We start from the raw sequence: 22,334 nt of genomic DNA, 5'->3' as shown, positions 1-22,334 counted from the left end.
CACCTTACAGAGCCGCGCGCAGGGATGCACCCTGCAGGCGTCTTGGCTCCGGTCTATTTGATACCGGGCGTGCCGTCGAATTTCTTCTCGAGCGAGGTCCAGCAGTCAAGGTAATCGTCCTGCAGCGGGGCCTCTTTGGCAGCCCATTCGGTCAGTTGCTGCGGAAAGCGCGTCTCGAACATGAAGGACATGGTGTTGTCCAGCAGATGCGGTTTCAGGTCCGCATTCGACGCGCCCTCGAACGCATCACGGTCCGGCCCATGCGGCAGCATGCAGTTGTGCAGGCTCAACCCGCCGGGCTGGAACCCGTGCGGCTTGGCGTCGTACTGGCCATAGATGTTGCCCATCAGCTCGGACATGATGTTCTTGTGATACCACGGCGGGCGGAAGCTGTGCTCGGCCACCAGCCAGCGCTCGCGGAACAGCACGAAATCGATATTCGCCGTGCCTTCCTGCCCCGAAGGCGCGGTCAGCACCGTAAAGATCGACGGATCGGGGTGGTCGAACAGGATCGCGCCAACCGGCGAATAGGTGCGCAAGTCATATTTCACCGGGCAATAATTGCCGTGCCACGCCACCACATCCAACGGCGAGTGGCCGATGAAGGTCTCATGGAACTGGCCGCACCACTTGATGACCACGCGGCTTTTCACCTCGCGATCCTCGAACGCCGCCACCGGCGTCTTGAAGTCGCGCGGGTTGGCCATGCAGTTCGCACCGATCGGCCCGCGTGAGGGCAGGTCGAATTTCTGGCCGTAGTTCTCGCAGACAAAGCCGCGGCAGGGACCGTCCAGCACCTCGACCCGGTAGACCAGACCGCGCGGCAGGATGGCGATTTCCTTGGGCTCAAGGTCGATCACCCCCATCTCGGTACAGAACCGCAGACGACCCTCTTGCGGCACCACCAGCAGCTCACTGTCGGCTGAGTAGAAATACTCGTCCTGCATCGAGGCTGTCACCAGATACACATGGCTCGCCATGCCGACCTGCGTGTTCACATCGCCTGCCGTGGTGACGGTCCGCATCCCGGTGATCCAGGTATAGCTGTCGCCCGAGCCCGGCATCGGCACCGGGTCCCAACGGTACTGGCCCAGACTTATCACATCGGGCATCACATGCGGCGCGGTTTTCCAGCCTGCCACGTCGATCTTGGTGAATCGCGAGGTATGCTTGACCGAAGGCCGGATACGGTAACACCAGCTGCGCTCGTTCTGGCCACGCGGCGCGGTGAAGGCAGTGCCGGAAAGCTGCTCGGCATAAAGCCCGTAGTTGCATTTTTGCGGGCTGTTCTGGCCTTGTGGCAAGGCGTCGGGCAGGGCCTCGGTCTCGAAATCATTGCCGAAGCCGGGCATGTAGCCCTCATGAACGCCGGCCACGCTGGGGGCGCGGATCATGCCTTTGGGCAGGCTGAGGTCGGTCATGGCCGTCTCCTGTTCGCGGATTTGGATCATTTCTGATGTCCATTATTTCATTGCAGGTGCAACAATGCAAGCCCCGTGACAGGCGTCGATTGATTTCATCCCGGCTTTGTGGTCGGCTTAAAGCGACCGCCGGAGCGATTTATGACCGACACGCCTGATTTCGACCTGAATGATTTCCTGCCCTACCGGCTGAACGCCGCCGCCAGCCGCATCAGCCGCGCCTTTGCCGACCGCTACCGCGAGGAGTTCGGCATCTCGATCCCCGAATGGCGCGTGCTGGCGCATCTGCACCAGTCGGGCGATGTCTCGGTCCGCGATATCGAGGCGCGGGTGGATATGGAGAAATCCAAGGTCAGCCGGGCTGCGTCCCGGCTCGAGGCGGCAGGCTATATCACCAAGGCGGTGAACACCGTGGACCGTCGCCTGCTGGTGCTGCGCCTGACGCCCGAAGGCAAGGCGCTGGTGGCGCGGGTGCTGCCGGTGGCGATGGCGTTTCAGGCCGAGATGCGCGCGCGCCTCGGGCCGCTGGTCGAGGGGTTGGAGGCCGGGCTGAACGCCCTGCTGGACACCAAGGGATGATCCGCGCCCTGACGCTGATCCTGTTGTGCCAGCTGGCCGGCGAGGCGGCGGCGCGCGCGCTGGGTCTGCCCGTGCCGGGGCCGGTGCTGGGCATGGCGCTGCTCTGGGCGCTGATGTCGGCCTCGGCGCCGCTGGCCGCGATGGTCCGGCCGGTGGGCGAAGGCATCCTGCGCCACCTGTCGTTGCTGTTTGTCCCGGCCGGCGTCGGGGTGATCGGCCATCTCGACCGGCTGGGGTCTCAGGCGCTGGCACTGGGGCTGGCAATCGTGGTGTCCACGGCGCTGGCCATAGCGGCCGGGGCGCTGGCCTTCACGCTGGTCGCCCGGCTGACAGGCAGCCGCGATGCGTGAATTCGCCGAGATCTGGTCCTATCTGGCGCAAGGCCCGCTGCTCTGGCTGACTCTGACGCTGGTTGCCTATGTCATCGCCGATCTCATTGCCGAACAGGCCGGACGAAAGCCGATCGCCAACCCGGTGCTGATCGCCGTGCTGCTGCTTGGGCTGATGCTCTGGGCAACCGGCACGCCCTATGCGGTGTATTTCGAGGGCGCGCAGTTCGTCCACTTCCTGCTCGGCCCGGCGACGGTGGCGCTGGCCGTGCCGATGCATGCGCAGGGCGCGCGGCTGAGACGCGCCATTCTGCCGGTGCTGGCGGGGGTGTCGGTCGGATCGGTCGTCGCCGTCACCTCGGCCCTCGTTATCGCCAAGGCGATGGGGGTGGACATGGAAACCCTCGCCTCTCTCGCCCCCAAAAGCACCACCGCCCCCGTCGCCATCGGCATTGCGCAATCGCTCGGGGGCTCGCCGACGCTGACGGCGGTGCTGGTCATCCTGACCGGCATCACCGGCGCGCTGATCGCGACGCCGCTGCTGAACGCCCTGCGCCTGACGGACTGGCGCGCGCGGGGGCTGGCGGTGGGCACGGCAGCGCATGGCATCGGCACGGCGCGCGCATTTCAGGTGCATCCGACAGCGGGGGCCTTTGCCGGGATCGGCATGGGCCTGAACGCGATCCTGACCGCGCTGATCGCGCCCGCCGTCTTGCGGCTGTTCCTCTGAACGGCAGCCGGGCAGGGGGGCCAGCCCCCCGCCGCGCCCAAGGGCGCGCCCCCCCGGGGATATTTAGAGACAGATGAGGGCGCTTAATGGTTTGTTAACCACGCGCCTCTTTGCTCTCTCAATATCCTGGGGGGTGAATGCGCGTCAGCGCAGAGGGGGGCAAGGCCCCCTTTTCCTGCCCGCGCCGCTATGGCACACCGCTGGGAACTGGAGCGCCCGCCATGCCCGACTACCCCACTCTTGCCGCCACGATCCGTGCCCTGACCCAGGGTGAGACCGATGCCGTCTCGCTCATGGCCACCGTCGCCTGCGAGGTGCATCATTCGGATGACCGGTTCAACTGGACCGGGTTCTACCGCGTCACCGCCCCCGAATTGCTCAAGATCGGGCCGTATCAGGGCGGTCACGGCTGTCTGGTGATCCCCTTCGCCAAAGGCGTTTGCGGTGCCGCTGCGCGCACGGGGCAAGTCCAGCTTGTGCCTGATGTCGACGCCTTCCCCGGGCATATCGCCTGCGCCTCGTCCACGCGGTCCGAGCTGGTGCTGCCGGTCTTCGACGGCAGTGGCGCGGTGATCGGCGTGTTCGACATCGACAGCGATCTGCCCGCTGCCTTCACCGAGCAGGATGCCGAGGCCTTGGCCGCCATCCTGAGCGAAACCTTTGCAGGGGTCTGACATGGTTCATCTGTGGGTCCGCGCCGAGCAGCGGCAGAACGAAGAGCGCGTTGGTCTGACGCCAGCGGGTGCCGCGGCGCTGATCGCCAAGGGCTTTCAGATCACCGTCGAGGAAAGCCCGGTGCGCGCCCTGCCCCTGCAGCCCTATCTCGACGCCGGCTGTACCCGCGCTGCCTATGCCAGCTGGCCCGATGCGCCGCCGGATGCGATCATCTTTGGCCTCAAGGAACTGCCCGAGGATGGCACACCCCTGCCCCATCGCCACATCCTCTTCGGCCATGCCTACAAGGGCCAGCCCGACGGCCCTGCCCTGCTGGCGCGGTTCAGGGCCGGGGGTGGCAGGCTCTATGATCTGGAATCATTGGTCGACGAGCGCGGGCGCCGGGTCGCCGCCTTCGGCTACTGGGCCGGGTTCGCCGGGGCCGGGGTCAGCGTCAAGGCCTGGGCGGCGCAGGATACCGGCAATATCTGCCCCCCGGTCGCGCGCTATGCCGACAAGAACGCGATGATCGCCGCCCTTTCACAAGAGCTGGACGGCCGCCGCCCGACTGCGCTGATCATCGGCGCGCTGGGCCGCGTCGGCACCGGAGCTGCCGATCTGTGCGAGGCGCTGGGCCTGCGCGTCACCCGCTGGGACATGGCCGAGACCGCCAGCGGCGGGCCCTTCCCCGAGGTTCTGGCGCATGATCTGTTCTTCAACTGCATCCTTGCCCGCCCCGGCTGCCCCGTCTTCGTGCCCGCCGATGCCGGCACCCTGGACCGCCAGCTGCGCGTCATCGGCGATATCGCCTGTGACCCGGGCAGCGCCTATAACCCCGTTCCGGTCTATGACCGCGCCACCAGCTGGGAGGCCCCGGTGGTCCGCGTGCATGACGCGCTACCGCTCGATGTGATGGCGATCGACAACCTGCCGTCGCTGCTGCCGATCGAAGCCTCGGAAGACTTCGCCGCCCAGCTGCTGCCGCATCTTCTGACGCTGGACGATCTGGAGCACGGTGTCTGGGGCCGCGCGCAGGCCGAGTACGCGCGCTTCACACGTTAAAAAACAACCCTACGGGGTTGTCCTTTGCCCGGATCGCAGGCATTCAGGACGGCTCGGCGCATTTTCGCCGGGCGTTACGCTGGATTGTTCCCATGTCAGCCCCCTCGACCATTCCCGTTCAAACCGGCTTCCTGCCGAATGCCCGCGCCGTTCTGGTGCTGGGCCTGCCGCTGATCGGCAGCCATGTCGCACAATTCGCGCTGCATGTGACCGATACGATCATGCTTGGCTGGTACACCGTGACCGCCCTTGCCGCCGGCGCGCTGGGGGCGACGGTGTTCTTTGTGCTGTTCACGCTGGGCATGGGCTTTGCGCAGGCGGTGATGCCGATGGTCGCGTCGTCAGCGGCCTCGGGGCAGGATACCGAGGTGCGGCGCGTGACCCGCATGGGCATGTGGCTGTCGCTGTTCTATTCGGCGCTGGCGCTGCCGTTGTTCATCTTCTCGACCCCGCTGCTGGCAGCGCTGGGGCAAGACCCCGATGTGGCCGAGCAGGGCGGCAGCTATCTGGCCATCGTCGGTTTCGGTCTGGCACCCGCGCTGGTGGCGATGGTGCTGAAAAGCTACCTCGCCGCGCTGGGGCGCACGCAGGTGGTGTTCTGGGCCACGATCATCGGCGTTCTGGTCAACATCGGCGTCAACTGGCTGCTGATCTTCGGCAATCTGGGTTTCCCTGAAATGGGGGTTCGCGGGGCTGCCGTGGCCTCGGTGCTGGTTCAGATCGTCACCATGGGCGTGCTGCTGGCCTATGCGGTCACCCGCCCGTCGCTGAAGCATTATCAGCTGCTGGTGCGCTTCTGGCGGCCCGACTGGCAGGCGCTGCGGCAGGTGAACGCGCTGGGACTGCCCATCGGCCTGGCCATGCTGGCCGAGACCGGGCTTTTCGCCGCGTCGGCGGTGATGATGGGCTGGCTGGGCAAGAACAGTCTGGCCGCGCATTCCATCGCGCTGGAGATCACGGCGATGTTCTTCATGGTCCATCTGGGCCTGTCGAACGCGGCGACGGTGATGGTCGGGCGCGCCCGCGGGCGCGGCGATGAGGCGGCGTTGCGCTCTGCCGCAAAGGCGTCGGTCATCCTGTCGCTGGGCTTTGCCACGCTGACCATGCTGATCTACTGGGTCTTCGCCGAGCACATGGTCGGTCTGTTCCTGAAACCGGATGAGCCGCAACGCGCCGTTATCGTACCGCTGGGCGTGACCCTGCTGATGGTCGCCGCGCTGTTCCAGCTGGCGGATTCGGGGCAGGTGGTGGCGATGGGCCTCTTGCGCGGGATTCAGGACACGCGGCAGCCGATGGTCATCGCGACGGTGGCCTATTGGCTGGTCGGTCTGCCCGCCGGGTATGCGTTGGGCTTCCTGACCGATCTGGGCGGCGTTGGCATCTGGCTGGGTCTGGTGGCCGGGTTGACCACGGCGGCGCTGGCGCTGCACGCGCGGTTCTGGCGCGCGATCTGATCACGCAGCCAGCTGATCTGGCCCAGCAGTTCGGAAACCGGCTGGCAGCGCAGGATGTCGCGGATCATGTGCACATCGGCCCACAGCCCCCGCCACAGGCCCTGCTTGCTGGCTTTCGAGGGGCTGGCCACCCCCGGCCAGCCCACCACCGCCACACGGTGGCCCTGCGCCCTGAGCGCGTGGTTCAGAAACACCTCGAAGCCAAATCGCGGCAGGCCCGGCAGCGCCGGGGCGAGGGTTTTGAGCAATGGGACGGACAGCACCCGCTCACCGCTGATGTAATCGACCCCCAGCCAGCGCCATGTGCGCGGCGCGTTGCCGCGCAGCGAGATCGTCGCCTCGGCCACACCGCGCAACACGGGACTGGCCAGGGCGGTGATGTCGCGCGCTGTGAGGCCCGTCAGGTCGGCATCCAGCACCAGCACATGCTCGCCCTCAAGCCGGGCGATGCCCGCCGCCAGCGCCGCCGTCTTGCCGCCGTTGGGCGTGAGGCGCAGCACCTCGGCCCCGGCGCGCTCGGCCACACGCGCGGTGTCGTCGGTCGAGCCGTCATCGACCACCAACAGCCGGTCGATCAGGGGGTGGTCCTGTAGCGCGGCCAGTACCGCAGGCAGGCGCGCGCCCTCGTTCCATGCAGCGATAAGGCAGGTCAGGCGCGGGTTCATGCGGGCCTCTGCGCGCGGCGGAACCACCAGGTCAACGCCACGACCGACAGCAGCGCGCCGACCAGCACGAGCCGCGCCAGCCACGCATCGGCGCGGTCCCAGGAATCGCCCAGCGCCCAGCCCAAAGCGACAAGCGCGGCGCTTTTCGGCAGCGTCGCCATGAGGTTCACCGCCAGAAAGCGCAGGAACGGATAGCGCGCGGCCCCGGCCGCCGCCAGCACGGCGAAACCCATCGCATGCGTCAGCTTGCCGATCACCAACAGCCGCCCGCCGCCTGCATGGATCTGGTCGATCAACGCGGCCTGACGGTCGCGCGACAGGCCCAGCCTTTCGCGCCAGCGCTGCGGCACGCGCGGCCCACCGTAGCGACCCACGCCATAGAGCACCGCGTCGCCGACCACGTCGGCGATCACCACGCACAGAAACACCGCCTGCACGACCATCACACCGCGCCCGGCCAGCCAGCCGCCCAGCACCGAGACAATCGGCCCCTCGAGCAGCGCCAAAGGGGCAAGGATCGCCAGTCCGTAATCGCTGACCAGCGTCATCAGGGTATCCTGGCTGATCATTCCGCTGCCGTGACCTCGCCCATCGCCGTGCCACGCCACTCGAACCCGCGTCGGGCGAAGGTGGCCAGCCACAGCGCCGGAAGCATCAGGTCGCGCAGTGGCAAAGCCACCAGATCGCGCCAGCTGCCCGGCCAGCCTGCGCGGCGTATCAGCAGGATCTCGGCCAGATACCAGACGCCCAGATAGCCCAGCGCCACCACGGGGCCGCCAGCGACCAGCGCCAGCACCGTCGGCAGCGCCGCACCATTCGCCAGCTCGAACGCGAACAGCGCCGGGAAACCGTCACGCCGCACACGGCTCCAGCGCAGCTGCCGGTCCCAGACCGCGCGCAGGCTGCGCTGCCCGACCGGCTGCGAAAACGGCATCGGCGTCAGCGTCACCCGCAGGCCCAGCGAGCGCACCATCTTGGTCGCGGTCGCATCCTCGGCCAGATACGCGCCCAGCGCGGCAAAGCCCCCTGCCCGGTCTATCAGCGCGCGGTTGACCAGCATCGTCTTGCCTTGGGTGAACCCGTTGCCCAGACTGTCGATGGCCAGCTGCAACCGCGCCTGATTGGCGTTGAGCACGGCGCATTCCAGATGCCCGCCCCAGCCCTGCGGCCGCGTGCCCACGGCGGGAGACGAAACCAGCCCGGTCCGCGGACCCCAGGCGGCGACGACGGTGCGCAGATAGTCCGCAGGCAGCAACAGATTGGCGTCGGCCATGCAGATCCAGTCACCTGTGGCTGCCTGCCAGCCCTTCCACAGATTGTTCAGCTTGGGATTGGCGGTGATCGCATCGTAGCCGATCAGCAGCTGCGCCGGGACGCGCGGGTTCGCCGCGATCAGCGCGCGCAGCACCGGCACGGCGGCGTCATCGGCACTTTGCGCACAGAAGATCACCTCATAGTCCGGGTAGTCCTGCGCGAAGGAACTCGCCAGCGTCTCGGCATCAAAGGCATCCAGCCCATGCACCGGGCGCAACAGCGTGACGCGCGGCTCTCCGATGCTGCGGGGCGCCGGGCGCGCGGGGGTGATCTCGCCGCAGCGTCAGCAGCACGGTGAGCAGATGCACGATCAGCAGCCCGGCGGCGGTAAGGGAGAGAGCCAGCAGCATGACTTACGCCTCGACCATATCGGGCACGGCGGGCTGCGAAGACGCCACGGGCACCGGAGCCGTCACCAGTTTCAGCGTGCCGTCGAAGGTCTCGATCAGCCCGGTCGCGCTGTCGACCCAGTCGCCGCAATTGGCATAGGTCAACCCGTGGTCCCGGTGCAGGCCCGCAATGTGGAAATGTCCGCAGATCACCCCGTCCAACCCCTCTGCCCGTGCCAGATCGACCAGTTTGCGCTCATGCTTGCGGCCTACATGCATCAGCGTGTTGAGCCAGGCCAGAAGCGCCTCGATCGAGCTTTTCGCCTCGCCGGGTGATTGCCGCGACAGGCGCTGCAGGCCCCGGTCCAGCAAGCGTAGCATATGATCGATGCGGCTGCCGAGTCGCGTGAAGGCATGGGCGCGAAAGATCCGCGCATCGACCTTGTCGCCGTGAATCACCAGATAACGCTTGCCGTCCGCCGCATGATGAACGTGCTGATCCTGCGCGGCGACCCGTGGCTGGGTGCCCGCCGGGGCACGCTCCGGGTAGGGATCGTGGTTGCCGCGCAGATAGATCAGCTGCGCCCCTTCGGCCTGCCGGGCGTTCAGGTGGTCGATGACAGCCTGATCATCGGCGCTCCAGTGCGGCAACAGCGGCTGCCACTGGTCCAGCACATCACCGACAAGCACATAGGTCTCGGCCCGGTGCGCACGCAGGAAACCCAGCGCCCGTGCGGGTTGCGCGCCCAGCGCCCCAAGATGCAGGTCTGACACGAACAAGGTTCGACAAACGCGCGGCGAAAAATTCGAGGAGTGGCGATCAGACATCGGAAACCTGCGAAACGCTTCGGTAACTCGAGCATTGCCAAGCCTACGCCACAACCGGGTGACATTTCGATGTCGTTTCTGCAACGCAGCGGATTTCCGCTGTCACAATCCCGAAACGTCCCGGCCCGAAACGTCCCGGGTTGTGCCTGAAACACCAAAGGCCCGGGCAATAACGCCCGGGCCTTTGAGGAAAGTGGTGAGCCGGATAGGGATCGAACCTATGGCCAACTGATTAAAAGTCAGTTGCTCTACCGCTGAGCTACCGGCCCACATTGCGAGGCTAAGTAGAAAGAACTCGCGCCGGGGTCAAGGCGTAAGATGTCATTTTTTTTCGCGACCTTGTCGGCACGAGCGATGCGACGCGGCGTCGCTTCGGTCTTAACCCCAGCACACTCAGCCCGCAGTCAACATATAGCCCTCTCCGCGCACCGTTTGCAGATAGCGCGGGCGGCGAGGATCCAGCTCTATTTTGCGGCGCAATCGCGTGATCTGAACGTCCACCGCCCGCTCTTGCGCGATTTCTCCGCCCAGACCGCGATCCCGACCCAGCTGATCGACCAGCGCTTCGCGGCTGACCACCTGACCGTGCCGCGCGGCAAGGATGCGCATCAGGGCTGATTCGGTCTGCGTCAGGCGCACCGGCTCTTGCCCGTCGCGCAAGTCGCCGGTCTCGATCTCATAGCGCAACCGGCCCAGCATCAGCATCTGCGGCGCGTCAGCCCCGGCTTCGGGCCGGGGGCGCGGCGCAGAATCGCGTTGATGCGAAGCACCAGCTCGCGGGGCTCGAACGGCTTGGCGATATAGTCATCCGCCCCGGCCTCGAATCCGGTGATGCGATCCTTGGCCTCGCCGCGCGCAGTCAGCAGGATCACCGGTGTCGCCATCGCACCGCGCAGCCATTGCGTCAGCGCCACACCGTCCTCACCCGGCATCATCACATCCAGAACGATGAGATCAAAGGCCAGCCCGCTCAGCAGTCGCCGCGCCTGCGCGGCATCGCGCGCGGCGGTGACCATGAAACCCTGCTTGACCAGATAGCGCTTGAGCAACTCGCGGATACGTTCGTCATCATCGACGATCAGCAAATGGGCGGGGGTGTCGCTCATGATCTGCCATCCTGCATCGCCTGATACTGGGCGCGGATTGACTCGTCCATCATCGCCTCCAGCACCTGACGGAACCCGGCGACGGCCTGCGGCCCGGCGGCGCGATACGCCGCACGCATCCGGGCGCGCTGCGCCTCGGACAGCTGGCGCTCCAGCTCCGCCCCGGCGGCAGTCAGATAGAGATTGCGTTCACGTCTGTCCTCGCGGCCCACACGGGATTCCACCAGCCCGTCCTCGATCAGCGTGCGCAGCACCCGGTTCAGCGATTGCTTGGTCACCCCCAGCACCGAAAGCAGGTTATTCACCGTCGTCCCGCGCGACCGGTTGATGAAGTGCAAGGCCCGGTGATGCGCGCGACCATAGGACAGATCGGCAAGGATACGGTCGGGATCAGCGGTGAATCCGCGGTAGGCAAAGAACATCGCCTCGATGCCTTTGCGCAGCTGCTCGTCGGTCAGGAAAAGCAGGTTCTCGCCACCCGTCGTCCCGCCCGTCATACCGTCGGCCATCATCTCTGTTTACCCCCGCAACCGACCCGGAACCGGGCCAGGTTCGTTTTATGTCAGCGTTATTGACTTTCCAAGAATCAATTGTTAGCAAATCGACCAGTTTGCGCAATATAATGTCCTTACCGGTCCTTTGTCGCGCAATTTTCGGAAACGCGCAGCAGGGGAGAGAGCCATGGCCGGCGCCTATGATGACAGAGATGGCTACATCTGGATGGACGGCACCCTTGTGCCATGGCGCGATGCCAAAGTGCATATCCTCACCCATGCGATGCACTATGCCTCGTCGGTCTTCGAGGGCGAGCGTTGCTATAACGGCAAGATCTTCAAAAGCCGCGAACACTCGGCCCGGCTGATCGAATCCGGCCGGCTGCTGGATATGACCGTGCCCTATTCGGTCGATCAGATCGAAGAGGCCAAGTACGCCATGCTCAAGGCGAATGGCTGGACCGACGCCTATGTGCGCGCGGTCGCCTGGCGCGGCGCGGGCGAAGATATGGGCGTCTCGGCCGCGCGCAACCCGGTACGCATGGCGGTCGCGGGCTGGGAATGGGGCGCGTATTATGGCGACGCGAAATGGCAGGGTGCCAAGCTCGACATCGCCAAGTGGAAACGCCCCTCGCCGGAAACCATCCCGACGGCGGCCAAGGCGGCCGGGCTCTACATGATCTGCACCATGTCCAAACACGCGGCAGAAGCCAAAGGCTGCTCGGATGCGCTGTTCATGGACTATCGCGGCTATGTGGCCGAGGCGACCGGGGCGAATGTGTTCTTCGTCAAGGACGGCGTGGTCCACACGCCGCTGGCTGACGCCTTCCTCAACGGCATCACCCGCCAGACGGTCATCGCCATGCTCAAGGACATGGGCCTGAGCGTCGAAGAACGCCACATCATGCCCGACGAACTTGGCACCTTCTCGGAATGCTGGCTGACCGGCACCGCCGCCGAGGTCACGCCGGTGGGCCAGATCGGTGACTACCATTTCCAGGTCGGCGACCTGACCCGCAAGGTGTCGGACACCTACGAGGCGCTGGTCCGTAGCTGACCCGTTGGTGGTGGGGGGCCAGCCCCCACACCCCCGCCGAAGGGTGAGGAGCGAAAAGCCAATCGTCCAGTGGACGATTGGCCGCGACGCAAGACGCGCCCCCTTCGGAAACCCCCGTGGATATTTGAAGACAGAAAATGAAACAGGGTCAATGAACCCTTAACTCGCCCTATTTTCTGTCCTTAAATATCCTCGGGGGTGAATTCGGCGTCAGCCGAAGAGGGGGTCCGAGGACCCCCTTTACCCGCGCGAAGCGCTCATAGGCGTGCGGCGTCAGCCGCTCCGTGAGATCACAGGACCGTTGCGATCGCCTTGGCGACACGGGGGATGCTGTGTTCGGTCAGCCCCGCCATGTTCAGCCGCCCACCGCCGACGATATAAACCCCGAATTCCTCGCGCAGCCGGGTGATCTGCGCCTCGGAGCCGCCCAGGATCGAGAACATCCCGCGTTGATCGGCCAGAAACCCGAACCGGTCCGAGCCGCAGGCATCGCGCAGCGCCGTGGCGAGCAGGCGGCGCAGGCGGTTCATCCGGTCGCGCATCTCGGTCAGTTCATCGTCCCACTGCGCCCGCAGCGCCGGGTCAGACAGGATCTCGGTCACCACCCGCGCGCCATGGTCCGGCGGGAAGCTGATCGACTGGCGGTTCAGCACTTCCAGCGTGCCCTGCACCAGAGCGCGCTCTCCCTCGGGACAGATCACCAGACAGCAGCCCGCGCGGTCGCGGTAGAGGCCAAAGTTCTTCGAGGCTGACGACACGACGATCATCCGCGCCATCTGCGCCGCCAGCGCGCGAAGACCTGCGGCGTCCTCGTCCAGCCCGTCGCCAAAGCCCTGATACGCGATGTCGATGAACGGCATCACGCCCTTGGCCTTGCAGAACGCCGCCACAGCCGCCCAGTCCTCCGCCGACAGATCCGCCCCGGTGGGGTTGTGGCAGCACCCGTGCAGCAGGAGCACATCGCCGGGCTGCGCCGCCTCAAGATCCGCCCACATGCCCGCACGGTCAATGCTGCCGGTCTCGGCGTCATAATAGCGATAGGTCTTGAACGCAGTACCGGCGGCCTTGGCCAGCGCGTAGTGGTTTGGCCATGTCGGCGTCGAGATCCAGATCGTCGAGCCCGGGCTGGCCGCGTGGATCAGGTCCATCCCCAGCTTCACCCCCGCCGTGCCGCCCGTCGTTGTGCTGCCCGCCAGCCGCGTCGCTGGCACCGCATCGCCCAGGACCAGCCCGGCCACCGCTGCGCGAAACGCCGGATCCCCCGACAGCGTCGTGTAGCTCTTGGTGTCCTGCTCGTCGACCAGCCGCTGCTCGGCGGCCTTGACCGCGCGCATCACTGGTGTCGCCCCTTGAGGGTCTTTATAGACCCCCAGCCCCAGATCGACTTTCTCGGCCCGCGGATCCTCGCGGTACATCGTCATCACATGCAGGATCGGATCGGCGGCGGGGGCAGGCAGGCTCTGGAACATGTCAGCTCTTTCAGAGAAGCGGTTGCAGAAACACATGGTCGCTTTCCAGCACGGTCGAGCGCACCTCGGTGCTGACCGGCGAAAAGCCCATGCGTTGGTATTGCGCCAGCGCGCGGGGGTGGTCCAGCGTGCAGGTGTTGACGGTCATCTTGCGCGTACCGGGCAGCGACCAGCCGGTCAGCACCGCGGTTTTCAGCAGCCATGTGCCCTGCCCCGTGCCAACCGCTTCGGGCACCAGCCCGAAATAGGCCAGTTCGCAAACGCCCGCCTCGCGGCTGTCGAGCATGAAAAAGCCCTGCGGCCACCCCTTGCCCATCAGCGTGTAGATCGCCACAGCCGGGTCTTGAATCCACGCCTGCAGCGCGTCACGCGGCATCTTGTGCTTGTCGGTCCAGGCATAATCGCGCCCGACCGCGTCATAAAGCGACAGAAACCACCACCATGGCGGGTCGATGGCGCGGATCAGCGCGCCGTCATGGGCGACGGGCTGGTGCGGCCAGTCGTAGTCTGGCCGCTTGTCCATCTCCAGCCAGGTCACCCGGTAGTCGATGCTGTCGCCAGCCTTGCAGTCAATCATCTCAACCCTTCTCGACCTTGAGGTCAGGATACATGCCCCATTCGCTCCACGAGCCATCATAGAGCGCGTGGTTGCGATGACCGACGATCTCCAGCGCCAGACTGAGGATCGCCGCCGTCACGCCCGAGCCGCAGGTGGTGATCACCGGGCGGTCCAGATCAATCCCGGCAGCGACCAGCGCGGCGCGCAGGGCGGCGGGGTCTTTCATCGTGCCATCGGGGTTTTGCAACTCGGGGAACGGCAGGTTCTTTGAGTTGGGGATATGGCCCGCGCGCAGACCGGCGCGCGGTTCTTCCACCTCGCCGCGGAACCGCTCGGCGGCGCGCGCGTCGAGGATCTGCCAGTCGCCCAGCTTGGACGCCGAAGCCACCTGAGAGACATCCTTGACCAGATTGGCCATGCGGGTGACGGTGATATGGCGGTCGCGCACCATGGTCGGCATGTCCTCGGTCGGGCGGCCCTCGGCCTTCCACTTGGGCAGACCGCCGTCCAGTACGGCTACGTCCATCTTGCCCATCAGCCGGAACGTCCACCACACCCGCGGGGCCGACCGCACGCCGACGGAATCGTAGATCACCACCTGATGCCCGTCGCCGATGCCCATCGCGCGCATGCGGCTGACGAATTTTTCGGGCGGTGGTGCCATATGCGGAAGCGACGAACGCTGGTCGGAAATCTCGTCGATATCAAAGAACCGCGCGCCGGGGATGTGTTCGGCGTCATACTCGGCCCGGCCATCGCGCCCGGTGCCCGGCATGTGCCACGACCCGTCGATGATCCGCAGATCGGGGTCTTCCATATGCGCCGCCAGCCAATCGGTGGACACCAGCGTGCGGGGATCATCAATCGCCATGCGGTCACTTCCTTGCAAGAACTCGCACAACGGATAGCGTTTGCGGGGTAGGTCAGGCAAGGGCATTGACCGGCCTTTGTGGCGCAGCGTCAGCCTTCGCGGCCATAGAAGCCCAGGCGTTCTTCGGGCGAAAAAACCACGCCGGGGCGCGGATAATACGAAAAAACGGTGATCACGCGGTCTGTGCTGCCCTCGACCGGGGTGACACAATGCGGTGTGTTGCGGCCCTTGAACACGTTCAACGTGCCGGCCGACAGGCGCAGGGTCTGCATCAACGGGTCTTCGCCGCGCAGCAGTCGGGCGACGCCGTCGTGGTTGGGGTTGTCGTCGCTGCGCAGGTCGGTGTGATAGAGGAATTCGCCACCCCCTTCAGGCGCCTGCAGCAGGATCGTGGTGGTGAAATCCGAGCGGTCGAAGTGCCAGTTCAGCCGCTCGCCGGTACGGTAGGTCATCACGTTGACCCGGGCCAGCGGGTCCAGCATCGGGAACAGCGCGGGCAGGTCCATCGCAGCGGCCAGAAACACCTGAAACGGTGCCCATTCATAGATCCACACCGGCACCGATTGCGGCATCTGGTCGGCGCAAAGCGTGTGGCTGGCGGTTTCGACCTTGCACAGGGCAGGGTGGTCGTCAGGCAGGCCGGGCACCGTGGGTTTGAAATAGATGTTGTGGCTGCGCTTGTGGGTGAAGGCCTGCGGCATCAGCGGCGTGATCTCGGCCATGGCGCGGGTCAGCGCGGCTTGGGTGACCAGTCCCGGCAGGCTGAACATCCCGTCGGCTGCCAGCTGCGCGCGGCAGTGACCGACCAGCGCGTGCCACGCGGGCGATCCGGGGCGGTCGAGAGGGTAGCGGTCAAGATCGAGGATATCGCGCATGGGGTAGGCCTTTCTTGGTCTGGCCCGATGATTTGCCGCAATCCGCTTGCCTGCAACGGCAGAAATTGTGACCCTGCCTTAGCTGATCTAAGGCAAAGCCATGAACCTGCCCCCACTCAACGCCCTGCGCGCCTTCGAGGCGGCGGCCCGCAACGGCGGCTATGTCGCGGCGGCGGGCGAGTTGGGCGTCACCCCCGCCGCCGTCAGCCAGCAGGTGCGGCGGCTGGAAGACCACCTTGGCCGCCGCCTGTTCACCCGTCACAACAACCGCATCACGCTGACCGATGCCGGACAGGCGATCTATGCCGAAACCGCCCGCGCGCTGGGGGATCTGGCGCAGATGGCCGAGCGGGCGCAGGGCGGGCGGGTGCAGGGACGGCTGGTGGTCAGTTGCCTGCCCTCGCTGGCCGAGGCCTGGCTGCTGCCCCGCCTGCAGCCGGACGGCCCGCTGATCGACCTGCGGCTCGAGGCGGACCCGGTCGCCTTCGCCCGTGACGGCATCGACCTGCGGCTCAGCTATGGAGATGCGCTTTATCCCGATCTGGTCACGCAGCCGCTTTTCCGCGATGCCGTACTGCCGCTGGCCGCGCCCGCGTTGGCTGCGCACTGGCCCGACCTGCCCGATGACCGGCTGATCCACACCGACTGGGGCGCGGGTTTTGCCTCGCATCCCACCTGGCGCGACTGGCTGACAGCGCACGCGCCTGACCGCCCACCGCCTGCGCCCGGATCAGGCCACCGCATCGGCGGCTCGTTTCTGGCGCTGGATATGGCGCGGCGCGGCCTTGGCGTCGCGCTGGGTCAGCGCGCGCTGGCCGCGCCAATGATTGCCGCCGGTGATCTGATCGCCCTGTCGCCGCATTCCCTGCCGCTGGGCCATGCCTATGTCGCCATCCACCCCCACGCCAAATCGCGCAAACCGGCGCTCAAACGGATGCTGGCGCTGCTGATCCAGCCGCGCTAGGGAAGGCTTCATGCGAAAGACCCTGACCGAAATCTACGACAGCCGCATCGCCGACGGCTCGATCCACCCCGACGCCGCCCAGCGCGCCCTGCTTCCCGCGCTGGAAGAGCGCCGGGTGTTTCTGGAAACGCCGGTGAAGAAGTCCTTGCTGGGCGGTTTGTTCAAGAAAGCGCCTGAGGGCCCCAAGGGCCTGTACCTGTGGGGCGGAGTCGGGCGCGGCAAATCCATGGTGATGGATCTGTTCGAGAAATCGGTCGACATTCAGGCCAAGCGCCGCGTGCATTTCCATGCCTTCATGCAGGAAATCCACCACGGCATGCATGAAGCCCGCAAAACCGGCGTCGATGACGCGCTGGCCCCGGTGGCGCAGCGGGTGGCGTCCGAGGTGCGGTTGCTGGCCTTCGACGAGATGCAGATCACCGACATCACCGATGCGATGATCGTGGGCCGCTTGTTCCAGATGCTGATGGCAGAGGGCGTGGTGATCGTCACCACCTCGAACCGCCCGCCCGAGGATCTGTACAAGAACGGGCTGAACCGCGCGCTGTTCCTGCCGTTCATCGAGCTGCTGCGCGAAAAGATGGACGTGGTCGCGCTGAAAAGCGAGACCGATTACCGCCAGCATCGGCTGACCGGCCAGCAGGTCTATTTCCACCCCGCCGGGGCCGAGGCCCGCACCGCGATCAACGCGCTGTGGGACGAGCTGACCGGCCATGCCGAGGGCACGCCGCTGGTGTTCGAGGTGCAGGGCCGCAAGGTCGATGTGCCAAAGCACCACAACGCGGTTGCGCGTGCCGGCTTCTGGGATCTGTGCGGGCGGCCCTTGGGGCCTGCGGATTATCTGGCGCTGGCCAGCCGGGTACGGGTGCTGATCCTTGAGGATATCCCACAGCTGTCAGCCTCGAATTACAACGAGGCCAAGCGCTTCGTCACGCTGATCGACGCGCTCTATGAGGCCAAGGTCCGCCTGATCGCCAGCGCGGCGGATGAGCCCGAGCAGCTTTACGGCGAGGGTGCCGGATCGTTTGAGTTCGAGCGCACGGCCAGCCGCCTGCGCGAGATGCAGGCGGCCGACTGGGGCAGCGAGGGTTAAGGCGCGACCGCTTTCATCTCACGCTCGATCCGGGCGAACTGCTTGGCCCGGGTTTCGCTTTGCGTGCGGGGGCGCTGCTGCAATGTCTTGCTGGCGGCGCTGGGTTGTTCGCTGCGCTCGAAGGCTGCGAATTTCGCCAACCGTGACGACGACGCGCCACGGTCATGGTCGAGGGGATGCTTGGACATGGAAACCTCCTGTTGCGACCTGTTCAGAGCGTAAGCCTAGCGCCTTCGCGCCGACAGGTCACGCCGCAGGTGCAAAGGCTACTCGCTGCACCCGCAAAGCGGTCAGGCGGGCACGGCGGCGGCGGTGGCCGCTGGCTTCGTCAGATGCGCGGCGACAATCGGCGCAAGCGCGGTGTGCTGAAAATCAGGGAACATCCGCTGGAACCTGGTGCCGTCGATCCGATGCGGTGTTTCGTGCAGATACCGCATTTCCGACATCTCCCGCGCAAAACCCCAGACCGGCGAGGCGATCTTGAGCGCCCACCACGGAAACCGGCCCACGCGGGTGGGGTGCCCGGTCACACCCTGCAGCGTCTGCGCAAGGTCGCGGTAGGAAAACGTCAGGCCCGGAAAGCCGATGTCCGCGAACGCGCTCAGCTCGGCCCGCTTCTCGGCCAGCAGCACCATGGCGCGCGACAGGTCGGTCAGGTTGGCATAGGCGCGGGGTGCGTCCGGGTTGCCGGTGGCAGTGACCTTGCCTTTGGCCGCGCCTTTGAGCACCACCAGATTGAACAGCGTCTGCGGGTTCTCGGCGTCCAGAAAATCGCCCGCCCGCAGGATGGTCGTGCGCACCCCGTCACTGGCCGCCGCGCGATACGCCTTTTCCATGTCGATGCGGATCTGGCCTTTGCGCGATGCCGCGCGGTGCGGCGTATCCTCGCGCCACGGGCCTTGCTGGTCGCCGTAGACATAGACGGTGCCGGGCATCAGCACCGTCGCGCCCGAGGCGCGCGCCGCGTCAATCACCATCCGGGTGATGCGCGGGATCTCGACCGGCCAGTTGCGGTACATCGGCGGGTTCAGGGCGTTGAAGATCACATCCACGCCCTGCGCAGCCTGCGTCAGATCGGTGCTGCGGTCATACAGGCGCACGGTCCAGCCCGCTTGCGTGAAGGCCTGAACAGCGCGCCGGCCAATGCCGCCCGAGGCGCCTGCGATAAGAATGGTTCCGGTCATGGGGTGCTCCTGATCCTGATGATGGGGTCACGTTGCGCCATTCACCGCCGTTTATAAATTGCGGAAATTCGGCGATCTGGTATTCATATTTGCATGGATACGCTCGACTGGTCGCTCATCCGCTCGTTCCTTGCTGTGGTCGAAACCGGCTCGCTGTCAGCTGCCGCGCGCAAGACCGGGCAAAGCCAGCCCACGCTTGGCCGCCATGTCCGCGCGCTTGAAGATGCGGTCGGGGCGGAGTTGTTCCGCCGCATTCCCAGCGGGCTGGAGCCCAGCGCCGCCGGGGTCGCGCTGATCGCCCCGGCCCGCGCCATGGCCGAGGCCGCCGCCCGCCTGTCGCTCGCCGCTGAAGGGGGCAGCGCCTCGCTGGAGGGGGCGGTGCGGATCACCGCCTCGCATATGGTGTCACACTACCTGCTGCCGCCGATACTGGCGCGGATCCGACAGGCCGAGCCAAAGATCACGCTGGATCTGGTGCCCTCGGACAGCACCGAAAACCTGCTGTTCCGCGAGGCCGACATTGCCCTGCGCATGTACCCGCCGACCCAGCTGGATCTGGTGTCGCGAAAGCTGACCGACCTGCCGATGGCGATGTATGCGGCGACATCCTATCTGGACCGTGTCGGACGACCCGAAACGCTGGAACAGGCCATGACCCTCGATTTCGTCGGGTTTGATCGTAGCGAGTCAATGACCAAGGTGCTCAATGACCTCGGCTCCGGCATCACGCGCGACTCGTTCACTGTGCGCTGTGATCACCAGCCCGCGCTGTGGGAACTGGTACGCGCGGGGTGCGGTGTCAGCGTCGCGCAACTGCGGATCGCGGACAACGACCCGACCGTCGAGCGGGTCAGGGCGTTGGATGCAATCCCGCTGCCGCCGCTGGGCCTGTGGATCGCCGCGCCCGGCGCGATCCGCACCACGCCGCGCATCCGCCGCGTCTGGGATCTGCTGGTCGCGGCGCTGGTGCCAAACGCCGGTGTCAGCCGCGGATAAGCGTCAGCGCGCCGCCCCAGAACACCAGCATGTCCAGCACATACCCGATGCGCGCCGTTTCGGTTGTGCAGAAAGCGGGCTTGTCCACCGCCGCACGGACCGGCGCATAGATCTGCTCCAGACCCTGATCGTCCAGCCCGATCTGGTCCATCACGGCCTCCATCGCTGCCGACATCAGCAAGAACGGCGCGGCCGTGTCATAGGGCCCCGGACAGTTCGACGCGGCAACCTGCGCCTGCACCAGCATCCGCAACAGATGCTCGGCCTCGCCTGCGGGCAAGGCGGGGATGACGGCGGGGCGGATGGTCGCCTCTTGCGCCCTTGCGACCGGAGCCAGACCGGCGGACAGGATCACGACGGCAAGCAATGTTCTGAACACAGGGTGCGACCTTTGCGGCAAGGGTTCGCGCGACAATAGCACACCCGCGCCCCTGCCCCTGCACACGAAAACCGGCGCAAGCTTGACCGCACGGCAGAGGCGCGCTACGCCGCTCACGCATCCGTCAATCAGGAGTTCCCCGTGGCCAATCCTTCCCTCCTCATCCTCGCCGGCGACGGCATCGGTCCCGAAGTCATGGCCGAGGTGAAGAAGATCATCGCCTGGATGGGCGACAAGCGCGGCGTCACCTTTGACGTCAGCGAGGATCTCGTCGGGGGCTGCGCCTATGACGTGCACGGCACGCCGCTGGCCGATGCCACGATGGAAAAGGCCCAAGCGGTCGACGCCGTTCTGCTGGGTGCTGTCGGTGGCCCGCAGTATGACGAGCTGCCCTTTGCGGTGAAGCCCGAGCGCGGGCTGCTGCGTCTGCGCAAGGAAATGGACCTGTTCGCCAACCTGCGCCCGGCGCAGTGCTTTGACGCGCTGGCCGATTTCAGCAGCCTGAAGAAAGACGTCGTTGCCGGTCTGGACATCATGATCGTGCGCGAACTGACCTCGGGTGTCTATTTCGGCGAACCGCGCGGCATCTTCACCGAAGGCAACGAGCGCGTCGGCATCAACACCCAACGCTACACCGAATCTGAGATCGCCCGCGTGGCGCGTTCGGCGTTCGAACTGGCCCGCAAGCGTGGCAACAAGGTCTGCTCGATGGAGAAGGCCAACGTGATGGAATCCGGCGTGTTGTGGCGTCAGGTCGTGACCGAGATCCACGACAAGGAATACCCCGACGTCGCGCTGTCGCACATGTATGCCGACAACGGCGCCATGCAGCTGGTGCGCAATCCCAAGCAGTTCGACGTCATCGTCACCGACAACCTGTTCGGCGATCTGCTGTCTGACGCGGCGGCGATGCTGACCGGCAGCCTTGGCATGCTGCCTTCGGCCAGCCTGGGCGCACCGATGGCCAATGGCCGCCCGAAAGCACTGTACGAGCCGGTGCACGGCTCGGCTCCCGACATCGCCGGTCAGGCCAAGGCGAACCCGATCGCCTGTATCCTCAGCTTTGCCATGGCGCTGCGCTATTCCTTCGACATGGGCGACGAAGCCGCCCGCGTCGAAGCGGCGGTCGAGAAGGTTCTGGCCGACGGCGTGCGCACCGGCGACCTGATGGGGCCTGAGGGCGGCACCCCGGTGACCACCTCGGAAATGGGCGCAGCGATCATCGCGGCGATGGACGCCAGCCTCTGAGCGCCTGCAGCATTCGTGAACGGCCCGGCCTTTGTGCCGGGCCGTTTGCGTTTGGGCCTAATCCGTTTGGGGTAAGCGAGACCGGACCACCCGTGCCAGAGAGGGGCTTTAGACCACAGGAGCCTTCTCATGCGATTTGCCAAACCCTTTTTGATCCTTGTCCTGGTCCTGACCGCGCCTGCCGCCTGGGCGCAGCAGTCGCGTCCTTTGCCAATGTGCAGGACGCCGTCGACGCCATGGTCGCCGCGGTCGCGGCACGTGACGCCTATGCGATTGCCGGGCTCTATGCCGAAGACGCCATCGTTCTCAGCCCCAACCGCGAGGCCACGGCCGGGCGCACCGCGATCCGTGACGGCTGGGTCCGCAGCTTTGCCGCCGGGTATTCCGCCCTGCGCGTGGGCCGCGTGCGGACCGAGCGTGGCACGGACCGGGCCGCCAGCGTGTTCGTCTGGGAGGCCACGATTGCCCCGCAGGGCAGCGCCGCGCAGACGTTGCGGGGGCGCAGCATCCTGTATCTCAAGCAGGTCGAGGGCGGCTGGCTGATTTCGGCCGATATGTGGCAGCAAGCACCCGCTTGAGCGCCGCCATCAGTGACCCCCGTTCGCAGCGGCGGCGATGGTCAGCAGGCGATCCCGGTGCGGCCTGAAACGGCCCGGGCGCGGGGGCCAAATACC

General features: G+C 66.2%; 25 protein-coding genes, 1 tRNA gene and 2 pseudogenes. 12 read left to right on the top strand and 16 right to left on the bottom strand.

Annotated features, from left to right (window positions below; genetic code table 11):
* Positions 1-53: 53 nt before the first annotated feature.
* A complete protein-coding gene (hmgA, locus tag OKW52_RS03450; protein ID WP_264504467.1) occupies positions 54-1,421 on the bottom strand; it encodes a homogentisate 1,2-dioxygenase in 1,368 nt (455 codons plus the stop codon).
* 141 nt (positions 1,422-1,562) lie between these two features.
* Here hmgA and OKW52_RS03445 point away from each other — a divergent pair, with 141 nt between their 5' ends.
* The 6 genes from OKW52_RS03445 (at position 1,563) to OKW52_RS03420 (ending at position 6,229) form a co-directional block, all read left to right on the top strand.
* Positions 1,563-2,000, top strand: coding sequence for a MarR family winged helix-turn-helix transcriptional regulator (locus OKW52_RS03445; RefSeq protein ID WP_264504466.1), 438 nt, complete (start codon positions 1,563-1,565; stop codon positions 1,998-2,000).
* Entirely contained in the window at positions 1,997-2,350 is a 354-nt protein-coding gene (locus OKW52_RS03440) for a CidA/LrgA family protein (protein ID WP_264504465.1), read from the top strand. The genes OKW52_RS03445 and OKW52_RS03440 overlap by 4 nt, the downstream gene beginning before the upstream one ends.
* Complete coding sequence (locus OKW52_RS03435; RefSeq protein WP_264504464.1) at positions 2,343-3,059, top strand: LrgB family protein; 717 nt, start codon at positions 2,343-2,345, stop codon at positions 3,057-3,059. The genes OKW52_RS03440 and OKW52_RS03435 overlap by 8 nt, the downstream gene beginning before the upstream one ends.
* Before the next feature lie 221 nt (positions 3,060-3,280).
* The gene (locus OKW52_RS03430) at positions 3,281-3,733 is read left to right on the top strand and encodes a GAF domain-containing protein (RefSeq protein ID WP_264504463.1); all 453 of its coding nucleotides are present in this window, start codon (positions 3,281-3,283) and stop codon (positions 3,731-3,733) included.
* 1 nt (position 3,734) lies between these two features.
* Positions 3,735-4,775 (top strand): saccharopine dehydrogenase, encoded by a 1,041-nt coding sequence (locus OKW52_RS03425; RefSeq protein ID WP_264504462.1) that lies wholly within the window; start codon positions 3,735-3,737, stop codon positions 4,773-4,775.
* A 92-nt stretch (positions 4,776-4,867) separates the two neighbouring features.
* Entirely contained in the window at positions 4,868-6,229 is a 1,362-nt protein-coding gene (locus tag OKW52_RS03420; protein WP_264504461.1) for an MATE family efflux transporter, read from the top strand.
* 458 nt (positions 6,230-6,687) lie between these two features.
* Here OKW52_RS03420 and OKW52_RS03415 read toward each other — a convergent pair.
* The 8 genes and pseudogenes from OKW52_RS03415 to OKW52_RS03380 form a co-directional block, all read right to left on the bottom strand.
* Positions 6,688-6,894: pseudogene (locus tag OKW52_RS03415) on the bottom strand (glycosyltransferase family 2 protein); the annotation flags it as partial.
* Positions 6,891-7,442, bottom strand: coding sequence for a DedA family protein (locus OKW52_RS03410; RefSeq protein WP_264504460.1), 552 nt, complete (start codon positions 7,440-7,442; stop codon positions 6,891-6,893). The pseudogene OKW52_RS03415 and the gene OKW52_RS03410, both read right to left, overlap by 4 nt.
* Positions 7,443-7,459: 17 nt before the next feature.
* Positions 7,460-8,416: a ceramide glucosyltransferase gene (locus OKW52_RS03405; protein WP_264507648.1), complete on the bottom strand. Its 957-nt coding sequence runs from the start codon at positions 8,414-8,416 to the stop codon at positions 7,460-7,462.
* Complete coding sequence (locus OKW52_RS03400; protein WP_264504459.1) at positions 8,394-8,558, bottom strand: hypothetical protein; 165 nt, start codon at positions 8,556-8,558, stop codon at positions 8,394-8,396. Before OKW52_RS03400 ends, OKW52_RS03405 begins: the two co-directional genes overlap by 23 nt.
* A gap of 3 nt (positions 8,559-8,561) precedes the next feature.
* Positions 8,562-9,311 (bottom strand): UDP-2,3-diacylglucosamine diphosphatase, encoded by a 750-nt coding sequence (locus tag OKW52_RS03395; protein WP_264504458.1) that lies wholly within the window; start codon positions 9,309-9,311, stop codon positions 8,562-8,564.
* Positions 9,312-9,559: 248 nt separating this feature from the next.
* A tRNA-Lys gene (locus tag OKW52_RS03390) sits at positions 9,560-9,634 on the bottom strand.
* A 124-nt stretch (positions 9,635-9,758) separates the two neighbouring features.
* Positions 9,759-10,471 (bottom strand): annotated as a pseudogene (locus OKW52_RS03385) (response regulator).
* A complete protein-coding gene (locus OKW52_RS03380; RefSeq protein WP_264507647.1) occupies positions 10,468-10,980 on the bottom strand; it encodes a MarR family winged helix-turn-helix transcriptional regulator in 513 nt (170 codons plus the stop codon). Before OKW52_RS03380 ends, OKW52_RS03385 begins: the two are co-directional and overlap by 4 nt.
* 172 nt (positions 10,981-11,152) lie before the next feature.
* Between OKW52_RS03380 and OKW52_RS03375 the strand changes: the two genes are divergently transcribed.
* Positions 11,153-12,022, top strand: coding sequence for a branched-chain amino acid aminotransferase (locus OKW52_RS03375; RefSeq protein WP_264504457.1), 870 nt, complete (start codon positions 11,153-11,155; stop codon positions 12,020-12,022).
* A 290-nt stretch (positions 12,023-12,312) separates the two neighbouring features.
* On the opposite strand, the gene OKW52_RS03370 is transcribed toward OKW52_RS03375, so the two are convergent.
* The 4 genes from OKW52_RS03370 to OKW52_RS03355 all read right to left on the bottom strand — a co-directional run bounded on the left by OKW52_RS03370 (position 12,313) and on the right by OKW52_RS03355 (position 15,796).
* Positions 12,313-13,491, bottom strand: a complete 1,179-nt coding sequence (locus OKW52_RS03370) for an amino acid aminotransferase (protein WP_264504456.1) — start codon at positions 13,489-13,491, stop codon at positions 12,313-12,315.
* Positions 13,492-13,501: 10 nt separating this feature from the next.
* Entirely contained in the window at positions 13,502-14,068 is a 567-nt protein-coding gene (locus OKW52_RS03365; protein WP_264504455.1) for a GNAT family N-acetyltransferase, read from the bottom strand.
* Between the two features lies 1 nt (position 14,069).
* A complete protein-coding gene (sseA, locus tag OKW52_RS03360; RefSeq protein ID WP_264504454.1) occupies positions 14,070-14,921 on the bottom strand; it encodes a 3-mercaptopyruvate sulfurtransferase in 852 nt (283 codons plus the stop codon).
* A gap of 89 nt (positions 14,922-15,010) precedes the next feature.
* A complete protein-coding gene (locus tag OKW52_RS03355; RefSeq protein ID WP_264504453.1) occupies positions 15,011-15,796 on the bottom strand; it encodes a 2OG-Fe(II) oxygenase in 786 nt (261 codons plus the stop codon).
* Positions 15,797-15,896: 100 nt separating this feature from the next.
* Between OKW52_RS03355 and OKW52_RS03350 the strand changes: the two genes are divergently transcribed.
* Entirely contained in the window at positions 15,897-16,760 is an 864-nt protein-coding gene (locus OKW52_RS03350; RefSeq protein WP_264504452.1) for a LysR family transcriptional regulator, read from the top strand.
* A 10-nt stretch (positions 16,761-16,770) separates the two neighbouring features.
* Complete coding sequence (gene zapE / locus OKW52_RS03345) at positions 16,771-17,853, top strand: cell division protein ZapE (RefSeq protein WP_264504451.1); 1,083 nt, start codon at positions 16,771-16,773, stop codon at positions 17,851-17,853.
* Here the strand turns inward: zapE and OKW52_RS03340 are convergent.
* A complete protein-coding gene (locus OKW52_RS03340; protein ID WP_264504450.1) occupies positions 17,850-18,041 on the bottom strand; it encodes a hypothetical protein in 192 nt (63 codons plus the stop codon). The two genes, zapE and OKW52_RS03340, sit on opposite strands and share 4 nt — an antisense overlap.
* A 102-nt stretch (positions 18,042-18,143) precedes the next feature.
* Entirely contained in the window at positions 18,144-19,037 is an 894-nt protein-coding gene (locus tag OKW52_RS03335) for an NAD-dependent epimerase/dehydratase family protein (protein ID WP_264504449.1), read from the bottom strand.
* 93 nt (positions 19,038-19,130) lie between these two features.
* Between OKW52_RS03335 and OKW52_RS03330 the strand changes: the two genes are divergently transcribed.
* Positions 19,131-20,033 (top strand): LysR family transcriptional regulator, encoded by a 903-nt coding sequence (locus tag OKW52_RS03330; RefSeq protein WP_264504448.1) that lies wholly within the window; start codon positions 19,131-19,133, stop codon positions 20,031-20,033.
* On the opposite strand, the gene OKW52_RS03325 is transcribed toward OKW52_RS03330, so the two are convergent.
* Positions 20,020-20,412 (bottom strand): hypothetical protein, encoded by a 393-nt coding sequence (locus OKW52_RS03325; protein WP_264504447.1) that lies wholly within the window; start codon positions 20,410-20,412, stop codon positions 20,020-20,022. The genes OKW52_RS03330 and OKW52_RS03325 overlap by 14 nt on opposite strands.
* A 141-nt stretch (positions 20,413-20,553) precedes the next feature.
* Here OKW52_RS03325 and leuB point away from each other — a divergent pair, with 141 nt between their 5' ends.
* The gene (leuB, locus tag OKW52_RS03320) at positions 20,554-21,660 is read left to right on the top strand and encodes a 3-isopropylmalate dehydrogenase (protein WP_264504446.1); all 1,107 of its coding nucleotides are present in this window, start codon (positions 20,554-20,556) and stop codon (positions 21,658-21,660) included.
* 92 nt (positions 21,661-21,752) lie between these two features.
* Positions 21,753-22,238, top strand: a complete 486-nt coding sequence (locus tag OKW52_RS03315; RefSeq protein WP_319800450.1) for a YybH family protein — start codon at positions 21,753-21,755, stop codon at positions 22,236-22,238.
* Positions 22,239-22,334 lie beyond the last annotated feature (96 nt).

It is taken from the genome of Pararhodobacter zhoushanensis, from assembly GCF_025949695.1.
In the GTDB taxonomy this organism is placed as follows: Bacteria; Pseudomonadota; Alphaproteobacteria; order Rhodobacterales; family Rhodobacteraceae; genus Pararhodobacter; species Pararhodobacter zhoushanensis_A.
This window is presented reverse-complemented; position numbering and strand designations above follow the sequence as displayed.

Coding starts and splice junctions, on each gene's coding strand:
- OKW52_RS03370 (WP_264504456.1), bottom strand. CDS start 13,491: ATGTTCCAGAGCCTGCCTGCCCCCGCCGCCGATCCGATCCTGCATGTG.
- zapE (WP_264504451.1), top strand. CDS start 16,771: ATGCGAAAGACCCTGACCGAAATCTACGACAGCCGCATCGCCGACGGC.
- OKW52_RS03425 (WP_264504462.1), top strand. CDS start 3,735: ATGGTTCATCTGTGGGTCCGCGCCGAGCAGCGGCAGAACGAAGAGCGC.
- OKW52_RS03355 (WP_264504453.1), bottom strand. CDS start 15,796: ATGCGCGATATCCTCGATCTTGACCGCTACCCTCTCGACCGCCCCGGA.
- OKW52_RS03335 (WP_264504449.1), bottom strand. CDS start 19,037: ATGACCGGAACCATTCTTATCGCAGGCGCCTCGGGCGGCATTGGCCGG.
- OKW52_RS03380 (WP_264507647.1), bottom strand. CDS start 10,980: ATGGCCGACGGTATGACGGGCGGGACGACGGGTGGCGAGAACCTGCTT.
- OKW52_RS03420 (WP_264504461.1), top strand. CDS start 4,868: ATGTCAGCCCCCTCGACCATTCCCGTTCAAACCGGCTTCCTGCCGAAT.
- OKW52_RS03430 (WP_264504463.1), top strand. CDS start 3,281: ATGCCCGACTACCCCACTCTTGCCGCCACGATCCGTGCCCTGACCCAG.
- OKW52_RS03365 (WP_264504455.1), bottom strand. CDS start 14,068: ATGATTGACTGCAAGGCTGGCGACAGCATCGACTACCGGGTGACCTGG.
- OKW52_RS03330 (WP_264504448.1), top strand. CDS start 19,131: ATGGATACGCTCGACTGGTCGCTCATCCGCTCGTTCCTTGCTGTGGTC.
- hmgA (WP_264504467.1), bottom strand. CDS start 1,421: ATGACCGACCTCAGCCTGCCCAAAGGCATGATCCGCGCCCCCAGCGTG.
- OKW52_RS03445 (WP_264504466.1), top strand. CDS start 1,563: ATGACCGACACGCCTGATTTCGACCTGAATGATTTCCTGCCCTACCGG.
- OKW52_RS03375 (WP_264504457.1), top strand. CDS start 11,153: ATGGCCGGCGCCTATGATGACAGAGATGGCTACATCTGGATGGACGGC.
- OKW52_RS03440 (WP_264504465.1), top strand. CDS start 1,997: ATGATCCGCGCCCTGACGCTGATCCTGTTGTGCCAGCTGGCCGGCGAG.
- OKW52_RS03410 (WP_264504460.1), bottom strand. CDS start 7,442: ATGACGCTGGTCAGCGATTACGGACTGGCGATCCTTGCCCCTTTGGCG.
- sseA (WP_264504454.1), bottom strand. CDS start 14,921: ATGGCGATTGATGATCCCCGCACGCTGGTGTCCACCGATTGGCTGGCG.
- OKW52_RS03350 (WP_264504452.1), top strand. CDS start 15,897: ATGAACCTGCCCCCACTCAACGCCCTGCGCGCCTTCGAGGCGGCGGCC.
- OKW52_RS03340 (WP_264504450.1), bottom strand. CDS start 18,041: ATGTCCAAGCATCCCCTCGACCATGACCGTGGCGCGTCGTCGTCACGG.
- OKW52_RS03435 (WP_264504464.1), top strand. CDS start 2,343: ATGCGTGAATTCGCCGAGATCTGGTCCTATCTGGCGCAAGGCCCGCTG.
- OKW52_RS03400 (WP_264504459.1), bottom strand. CDS start 8,558: ATGCTGCTGGCTCTCTCCCTTACCGCCGCCGGGCTGCTGATCGTGCAT.